Origin of the sequence: Shewanella sp. SM20 (genome assembly GCF_025654545.1) — a bacterium.
Lineage (GTDB): Bacteria > Pseudomonadota > Gammaproteobacteria > Enterobacterales > Shewanellaceae > Shewanella > Shewanella oncorhynchi.
The window spans coordinates 21,195-29,031 of record NZ_JAKKRK010000058.1 but is presented as its reverse complement, the minus strand read 5'-3'; the positions used below and the strand labels follow the sequence as shown (position 1 = coordinate 29,031).

General features: G+C 45.6%; 10 protein-coding genes and 1 pseudogene. 4 read left to right on the top strand and 7 right to left on the bottom strand.

Annotated elements, in window-relative coordinates; all coding sequences use genetic code 11:
- A partial coding sequence (locus L5M18_RS19455) for a transposase (protein ID WP_263179001.1) occupies positions 1 to 173 on the bottom strand: 173 nt, incomplete at its 3' end.
- Positions 174 to 469: 296 nt separating this feature from the next.
- On the opposite strand from L5M18_RS19455, the pseudogene L5M18_RS19450 reads away from it, so the two are divergent.
- A pseudogene (locus tag L5M18_RS19450) lies at positions 470 to 670 on the top strand (VOC family protein); the annotation flags it as partial.
- A gap of 3 nt (positions 671 to 673) precedes the next feature.
- On the opposite strand, the gene L5M18_RS19445 reads toward L5M18_RS19450, so the two are convergent.
- Both L5M18_RS19445 and L5M18_RS19440 read right to left on the bottom strand, forming a co-directional pair.
- Positions 674 to 1,669 (bottom strand): DUF481 domain-containing protein, encoded by a 996-nt coding sequence (locus L5M18_RS19445; protein ID WP_105250958.1) that lies wholly within the window; start codon positions 1,667 to 1,669, stop codon positions 674 to 676.
- 138 nt (positions 1,670 to 1,807) lie between these two features.
- Positions 1,808 to 2,437: a DUF3157 family protein gene (locus L5M18_RS19440; RefSeq protein WP_263198304.1), complete on the bottom strand. Its 630-nt coding sequence runs from the start codon at positions 2,435 to 2,437 to the stop codon at positions 1,808 to 1,810.
- Positions 2,438 to 2,652: 215 nt separating this feature from the next.
- Here L5M18_RS19440 and L5M18_RS19435 point away from each other — a divergent pair, with 215 nt between their 5' ends.
- Complete coding sequence (locus L5M18_RS19435) at positions 2,653 to 3,045, top strand: DUF1090 domain-containing protein (RefSeq protein ID WP_105250960.1); 393 nt, start codon at positions 2,653 to 2,655, stop codon at positions 3,043 to 3,045.
- Between the two features lie 26 nt (positions 3,046 to 3,071).
- Here the strand turns inward: L5M18_RS19435 and L5M18_RS19430 are convergent, their stop codons facing one another.
- Positions 3,072 to 3,650 (bottom strand): porin family protein, encoded by a 579-nt coding sequence (locus L5M18_RS19430; protein ID WP_219235484.1) that lies wholly within the window; start codon positions 3,648 to 3,650, stop codon positions 3,072 to 3,074.
- Between the two features lie 209 nt (positions 3,651 to 3,859).
- Between L5M18_RS19430 and L5M18_RS19425 the strand changes: the two genes are divergently transcribed.
- A complete protein-coding gene (locus tag L5M18_RS19425; protein WP_168826910.1) occupies positions 3,860 to 5,125 on the top strand; it encodes a mechanosensitive ion channel family protein in 1,266 nt (421 codons plus the stop codon).
- 26 nt (positions 5,126 to 5,151) lie between these two features.
- Here L5M18_RS19425 and L5M18_RS19420 read toward each other — a convergent pair whose 3' ends face one another.
- Entirely contained in the window at positions 5,152 to 5,775 is a 624-nt protein-coding gene (locus L5M18_RS19420) for a LysE family translocator (protein ID WP_168826912.1), read from the bottom strand.
- A gap of 26 nt (positions 5,776 to 5,801) precedes the next feature.
- Positions 5,802 to 6,365 carry a lysophospholipid acyltransferase family protein gene (locus L5M18_RS19415; RefSeq protein ID WP_113941259.1) on the bottom strand — a complete coding sequence of 188 codons (564 nt, stop codon included), beginning with the start codon at positions 6,363 to 6,365 and terminating at the stop codon, positions 5,802 to 5,804.
- Positions 6,366 to 6,498: 133 nt separating this feature from the next.
- Here L5M18_RS19415 and L5M18_RS19410 point away from each other — a divergent pair, with 133 nt between their 5' ends.
- Positions 6,499 to 6,951, top strand: coding sequence for a YybH family protein (locus L5M18_RS19410; RefSeq protein ID WP_263198303.1), 453 nt, complete (start codon positions 6,499 to 6,501; stop codon positions 6,949 to 6,951).
- Between the two features lie 39 nt (positions 6,952 to 6,990).
- Here the strand turns inward: L5M18_RS19410 and L5M18_RS19405 are convergent, their stop codons facing one another.
- Positions 6,991 to 7,794, bottom strand: coding sequence for an NRDE family protein (locus L5M18_RS19405; protein ID WP_131525674.1), 804 nt, complete (start codon positions 7,792 to 7,794; stop codon positions 6,991 to 6,993).
- Positions 7,795 to 7,837: the final 43 nt, after the last annotated feature.

Genomic DNA, 7,837 nt, shown 5'->3' with positions numbered 1-7,837 from the left:
GTTAATGTTTTACCTGGCACGGGGCGACCTTCTTTTCTGGCAATATCTCGCCAATGATACAAGGTTTGCACCGCGATGCCTTCTTCCCGAGCGACCTCTGCGACCGTTAAGTTGTGAGGAGGTAATAATTTTTTAAGGATCGCCTCTTTACGTTCTGGTGAATACCGAGCCATATCGTTCTCTTTTGCCGCACCCTGTCTTTAAACATAATGATTATTTAGGGGTGACAACAATCCTGACACAGGGGGATATAGAATCAACATTGGTAGTTACAACTATGACAATAACTGTAGTCGTTTCAATCTGTTTGATGTAAGTAACAATCGTACAATGTGCGCTTGGGCGCCGCTGTATAATGCTGGAAGTCTCTAATCCATGATAGAAAGCCCCTCAATCGAGGGGCTGATATAATGCGAGGAAACCGTTGATCGATAAGCTAGCTAGACCCTCAAATTATTTGAATATCCCCCTGTTTAAATTCTTGAATACCAGTGGTTTTTGGCGGGATTGTCAACGTATGGTCGCCGATGGCGTGGAGTTTGCGCGCAAGCCGCAAGAACAAGACTATGGCACAGTCGCTGTGTTTAAAGATCTCTACGGTAACTTATGGGATTTACTGCAATTGAATGATGAGCATCCTATGGCACACAGGTTAGCGTATCGGGAGTGAGGATTAGAAGTTAACCCCTAATCCTAAGGTGTAGCTGGTATCTCTCGTATTGCCTATCACTGTTTTAGTGTCATTGAAGTCATATTTAAATGACAAATAAATCCGCTGAGTTAGCAGATATTTAAGTCCTACTGTTGAGTTTGAGATGTAATCAATCGAAGGCATATCTGGGAAGGCAATTTGCAGATCGGCATAGGACTCTAAAATGCCACCAAACCAATATTGTTTATAGTTAAGTGAGGCCGCCCAAGCATTTAGTTCTAGTTTAAAGGACTGTTGTTCAAGCCAAAAATGGTTGTAGGTTACGACGAAGTCTAATTTATCGCGCCCAGCACCCCAAAAGCGATAACCAGGACCGAGTCCCGCATAATAACTATGGCTATCGATGCCGAGTTTATCTTCTTCATAAAAATCTTCCTGACGTAACAGCCAATGCTCATTGAGCAGATAGTCTAATGAATAATGTCCTTCGAGGGTGTTGCGCTTAGTCACGTCATCTTCGGTTTCGTAGCGTACTTCGGTCTTGATATTATGTCGCCATTGCAAGGTTTCCGCTGTGATATCGCCTTTGATATGTAGCTTCTGACTATTTTTCTTGTTTTTGGTGACATCAAGTGTGGTTTCTACACTACCGTTAAAATTCCAATCTGAGTTTGCATAGTGCTGCGAGAATCTCAACTCACTCACGGGAGTGTGCTGGTTATTAATTAATACCATGCCATGTTCATTAGAGGCTTGAATACTTATGTCCTGTATGGAACGACTGACACTCCAAGGTCTAGTATCTGTGACTTCGAGGCTGAGAATGGCACTGCGTTGAATGGTAATTTTAGGGGTATAACTGGTGTTGATGATGAGATTTTGATCGTTAAACTCTTTAATTTCACCGCTAATTTTATCGCCATTGAGCAAAAAAACTGTGTCGGCATAACACAAGGGGCTGACACTACAGAGCGTAGCAACAAGGTACAATGCTGGATTGGATATCAGATTATGCATCTTGCTCGTGGGCTCAAAATAAAGGGAGAGTAAGTGTTGTCATTCTACTCGAACACAGGCTCTACAAAGCAATAACATTTGATAAAAGTGTTGATAAGGGATTGAAAACGGGTTCGCAATCCCTTACTTCTTTGCCTGTTAGCGTGAGTTAATTTCGGTTATTTTGAGGTTAATGAGCTGCTTCTGCCATTGGGATTTATCTATGCCTTCGACCCAAATGACGCTGCTTTTACGCTGTTCGCCTTTGCGTAGATAGGTCTCAGGCATGCGGAAAATGGCTTCCCACACTTCGAGTTTTTCGGTTTTGAGCAAAGTACCATTATCGGCGAAGAAGCTAGCTTCAACTTCAACTAAGGTAACGTGTTCATTGCTGGTGCTGGCGAGATCGAAGCTGAGTCCGAGTTTGTCGCCTTTCCATTGACCTTCAGCAAAGCTGACTTTGATCCCATCTTTTGCCGTTGAGCCTAATAGCTCAGGTTGGGTAATCGCAGTGGCGGTCAATGTGGTGACTGGCGCAGCAACAGTTTGAGTGGTAACTGCGGCACTTGGGACACTGGCAACATTGCTCGATGCACTTGCTACGGCTGCAGCGGCTAAGGCATTGGGCGCGGCTTTGGTTTCAGTGATCACGTATTCCCAAGTAAAGTCGTCTTTGAGTCTGACTTGGGCGCCATTTTCTAGGGTGATATTGGCTACGTCGGCCGCCATAACCGATGATGTTAGCAATAAAAATGAGCTAAGTGCGCTAAGGCGTAATGAAGTGTGCATTAATTTTCTGGCTCCGATATCCGTCTGAGTCAATATTCTGCCCTAACATAAACAATTTGCCGCATGTTAGTCACTGTCTAAGTCGTGTTTTGATGAATAAAGTGGATTAATGGCGAGATTTTAACGCTAGTACAGATTGAGCTAGCTGACTGTGGCACTATTAGATAGGTGTACATGAGCGGTATGCTCAATGAATAAAGTAACAGGAGATTAAGATGCAGATGAAACATGGAATTTATGGCTTAGTGATTGGATTGGCATTTAGCACTGTCACTTTGGCTGCTGAAGCACCGAAAGTGGGTTGCGCGGCGAAATTAGATGCTATTAGTGCCGAACTTGCCCAAGCAAAAGCGGCAGGTAATAAGCATAAAGTCGCGGGACTTGAAAAGGCCTATGACGAAGTTTCAACCCATTGCGACGATGATAGCTTATACGCTGAGCGAGTCGCTAAAGTTGAGGCCTTAGAGGAAAAACTCACTGAGCGCCAAAACGAATTGGCCAAAGCCATAGAAGAAGGTCGTTCTATGGATAAAATCAACAAGAAACGCAATAAAGTCGCCGAAGTCGAGGCTGATCTTGCTAAGGCGCGAGCCGAGCTAACGCAATAAATAGCTCAAGCCCAATCGCTAGGAGCTTAGCCCGCGTAACCTATGCTTAAAATAGTGGATTCTGTGCTGGAGTTATAACCGGCACTCAGTATGAAGTGCTCAGTGATTCGATATCTTAGCCCAGCTTCTGCGCCCCAACGGGTTGTTTTATCTTCTTCCCATGTGGGTTTGCCATCGACAATTTTGGGTGAAATGTTATTCGTGTAAGACACTGTGCTGATATAGCCACTGCCGCCGGCATAAAAGCTTAAATCTGCCGTTAAGCTGTAGCTTAAACCTAAGCGGAAGAGGCTTTCTTGGCGATAGGACTGCGCGGGTTCTGGCACGATAATATCGGTTTCACGACTGCGGGCATAGCCTAGGTAATAACCCCATTGTTGGTAATTATTATCGAAATGATAGGGGGCGATTGTAATGCCATAGAGATTATCTGTGGCGGGAATATAATCGAGCATAAGGGCGATATAAGGTGCATTGGCAGTTTCGTCTGATTTATCTGGCCTAACTAATTGCTTAGAAGTGCTATATTCGGCCGCTTGAAGCGGTTGGCATAGGCTCAGGAGTCCAATGCTAAGACAGGCTAGCGTATATGAATGACGACACATGGGATGGTTTCCTTAGGGATAGGGGAAATATTGTTCATTTTCCTGTGTGCGGGGTCAATTCAAAATGCTAAAATCTCTTTTAAAATAAGTATTTGTAAATATTTTGTGTTTTGATTTGAGTGTTTTCTAGGGTGATATTTAACCGAGGTCAACTCGGCAGTTACCTTTGTATGGGTTTGTTGCGCTAGCGCCTACGTTGGAGTGAAATTGTGGATCAGGAAATAAGGCTCGAAATTTCGGCATGGTTAGCGGGCTTTGGGATTGATAGCCAACCCTCTGATGGAATATCGACCACAGTTATGGTCATTGCTTGCTTACTGTTAGCGAGCATCGCTTATTTTATTGTCCGACGCGTGGTAATTCGTGCGGTGAATATGGTAATCCTGCGCTCTAAGGCGACGTGGGACGATGTATTCATGCGTTATAAGGTACTTGAAAAGCTGGCCATGCTTGTGCCCGCTATCGTACTTAATCTATTGGTGCCAATCGCGCTGACTGAGCATCCACTGTTAAGCGGGCTAGTCGACCGATTACTGAGTATTTGGTTAGTGGTGCTGATTATCCGCGCTATGTATGCAGGTATGGATGCGGTTGATGAAATTTCAGATGTGAATCTGGTGAGTCGGCGCTTGCCTGTTAAGAGTTTCGTACAGTTAACTAAGCTATTTTTATTCTTTGTTGGGATTATCGTTTCTATCTCAATCTTGGCCGATCAATCACCTGTGTACTTCCTCAGCGGCTTAGGTGTGGCAACGGGTTTTGTGATGTTAGTGTTCCGCGACACTATCTTAGGTTTTGTGGCGGGCATTCAGTTAGCGGCTAACCGTATGGTGAGTAAAGGCGACTGGATCCAGATGGACAAATACGGCGCCGACGGTGCGGTAGAAGAAGTCTCGCTGACCACAGTGAAAGTGCGTAACTGGGACAAAACCATCACTATGATCCCTGCTTATGCCTTAGTGTCGGATGCGTTTCGCAACTGGCGGGGTATGTCTGAGTCGGGCGGTCGCAGGATCAAACGCGCGATCAATATCGATATCAACAGTATAAAGTTTTTGACCGAGGAAGAGCGCGAACGTCTCAGTAAGATCAATTGCTTAAAAGAATATTTCCCCGCAAAAATAAATGAAATTCGTGAGTCGAATGCCAGAGTCTCTGACCTTGATATGAAAGTGAACGGCCGCCATTTGACTAACGTCGGCACTTTCCGCGCTTATCTGCAGGAATATTTACAGCGTCATGATAAAGTCCACAAGGAAATGACCTTAATGGTACGCCAATTAGCGCCGACCACTGAAGGGTTACCGATTGAGATTTATATCTTCACCAATGATACTCGCTGGGCGTTTTATGAGGCGATACAAGCGGATATTTTCGACCATGTGTTTGCTGTATTACCTGAGTTTGGTCTGCAGGCGTTCCAAGCGCCCACCGGCAATGATATTCGCAGTTTAAAGTCAGTTAAGGTCGACTAGTTTGATGGCTGTCGATGATTATCGATTTAGTTTCGAGAGACAAGAATCGCGGCTAAGGTGATAAATACACCGCCGCTGGTTCTGTCAAACCAATGCAGCTTGTTGCTCGCCTTTAGGCTGGGCGCAAGTACATTGGCCATGCAGGCATAAATCATCACAAAGCTAAAATCCACCACGGCCCAAGTGACTGCAAGAATGGTCAGTTGCGGTAATTGCGGCGCGGCAAGATTGATAAATTGCGGAAACAAGGCGGCAAAAAACAGTAAATCCTTCGGATTACTGATCCCCACTAGAAACGCCTGCTTATAAAGCTGCGCAGGCGTACCTTTGCCCTCTGACGGGCTAACTTCAAGGGCTTGACCCTGGTTTTTCGTCAATAACAGCTTAATACCTAAAAATACTAAATAGGCCGCGCCGCACCATTTGAGCAGGGTAAAACCGTATTCTGAGGCGCTAATAATCGCCCCAAGTCCTGCCGCTGACGCCATCATTAAGATTAAAGCGGCGCTAACACTGCCAAGACCAGTCGCTATGCTACGCATCTTGCCGAAGTGGATCCCATGGGACATAGACAACATAGCGATAGGACCGGGTGAAATCCCAATCAATACAATGGCGAAGAGATAGAGTAACCAAGTTTCGGGTTGCATATTTGCTGCTCTAAATGGAATAAATGTTAATGTTTAGCACTCGCTATAAAATCAGGGATCACCTTGGGATGACGGCCTTTAATGGTGCGATAGAAGCTCAAAATCTCTTGCATGTCGGTCACGATATCGTCACTGGGTTGCAGTGGTGTGCGGATAACGACAGTGCGGCGGCTAAAATCTAAGCCAACGGGTGTAATGGGTACTTGGGCCTTGCTGGCGATATGATAAAAGCCGCACTTCCAGCGCGTCACTGGGCCGCGGGTGCCTTCTGGCGCTAGCGCTAACTTGTAATCGGATTTTGACTCAAACAGCTGCACGGCGGCATCGACTAAGTTGTTGTTCTTGCGCCGATCCACCGGACTGCCGCCAATGGCGCGGAAAAACCAGCCCCAAGGCGGGATAAAGAGTTGGTGTTTGCCGAGAAAGTGAATGCGGATACCTAGGGCGCCACGGGCTAAAATGCCGACAATGAAGTCCCAGTTACTAGTGTGCGGTGCAACTATGATGATGTATTTAGCACAGTCGGGCAGTTGGCCTTCTATCTGCCAGCCTGAAGTTTTAAGTAGCCAACGGCAAAGTGGTGTAAACATAGTTCGGTGCCCAGAGTCGAAAAATTAATAATATCATCAGCTTTTTTAGATTTTAAACTGGCTTAAACAAGATAGTCTGTACTTAATTCGTTATAGTACAGTTTAACCTGATTGATTGTGGGGGAACGATACTATGTTGAAAAATGGACGATTAAACAAGGTTATCTGGCAGCGTGTTTTTGCGGCACTGTTACTCCTGCTGACTTGTCATGTTAATGCTGTGCCGACGGATGAAATTACGCAGATGCTTAAAGGCCAAGAAGACGCTTGGAATCGCGGCGATCTCGATGCTTATATGCAAGGCTATTGGAAGAGTGATCAACTGCGTTTTGTCTCTAATGGTAAGTTTCGTTTTGGCTGGGAAGAAACTCTCGCTGCCTATAAGAAAAATTATCCAAATAAAGAAGCGCTTGGTGAACTGAAGTTCACTATCAAAGAAATCAAAATGCTCAGTAATTACGCCGCTATGGTTGTTGGGCGCTGGGATTTACGGCGGATAAAAGATGCCCCAACGGGTGTGTTTACTCTGTTGATTGAAAAAATCGACGATCGTTGGGTGATCACCATGGACCACAGTTCAGATTAAACCGTGTCCTTTGCACTCAGTGTTGCACTGCAGTTCAAATTAGATTTGCGATAATAAACAGTCTGGTTTGGTGGGCGGCTCGGCAGGCAGAGTTAAATGGAAATCCTGCTGTCCAAGCTGTCTACCTTTGCCATCGTATCTCACTTCGGTGAAATGCATACCGCCCTCAGCATCTTCAAGCAGAATGCTGGTGGAGCGGGTGCCATAGTCGGGGTGACGAATATAAATCGCAGCTAAACGCCGCTCCCACTCGATCCCTACTCCCGTATTAGGCAGCTCATTATCTTGCGGCTGGGAATCGTCTTTCATTAGTTGTAACAGTACTTGCACTTCTATACTGCTGGACTGGCTGATTGCCGCTTCTAACGCCTGCTGTCCCTTCGCCATTTTCGGCCAAATATCATCGAGTGCACCATTGCTAATGGCATGAAATCCATCGGCAAGTTTTACTGTGTCTTTATTGATACTGTTAAAACAATATAAGTCAGTACCTTGGCCGAAGATGAGATTGAACGGCTGATAATTGTCGCTATGTTCAACAAGCCAATTAGGGCACACGAGCGACCCTGAGTTGAGCGTCATAGTAATTAGCTCGCCACGACTACGCATGGCTTCAGGGTTCTTTTGCGGAACGCGCAGATTGGTTACGCCAGCGATTTGTCCTTGTTTATTGATGCCAAACCAAGTGCCACCGGCCTGCAGATCTTTACCCGCGAGTATGTTTTCTTCCGGCGGCCAAAAATGCGCTGGCGCAGTTGGTCTATGATGAAACTCATCGCGGTTGGCACAGATGATTAAGGGATACTTAGGATGGGCATTAATGGCGACAAAGAGTATGCACATAGCAGGCTAAATTAATCCAAAGGTAGATTAACTTAGCCTGTCT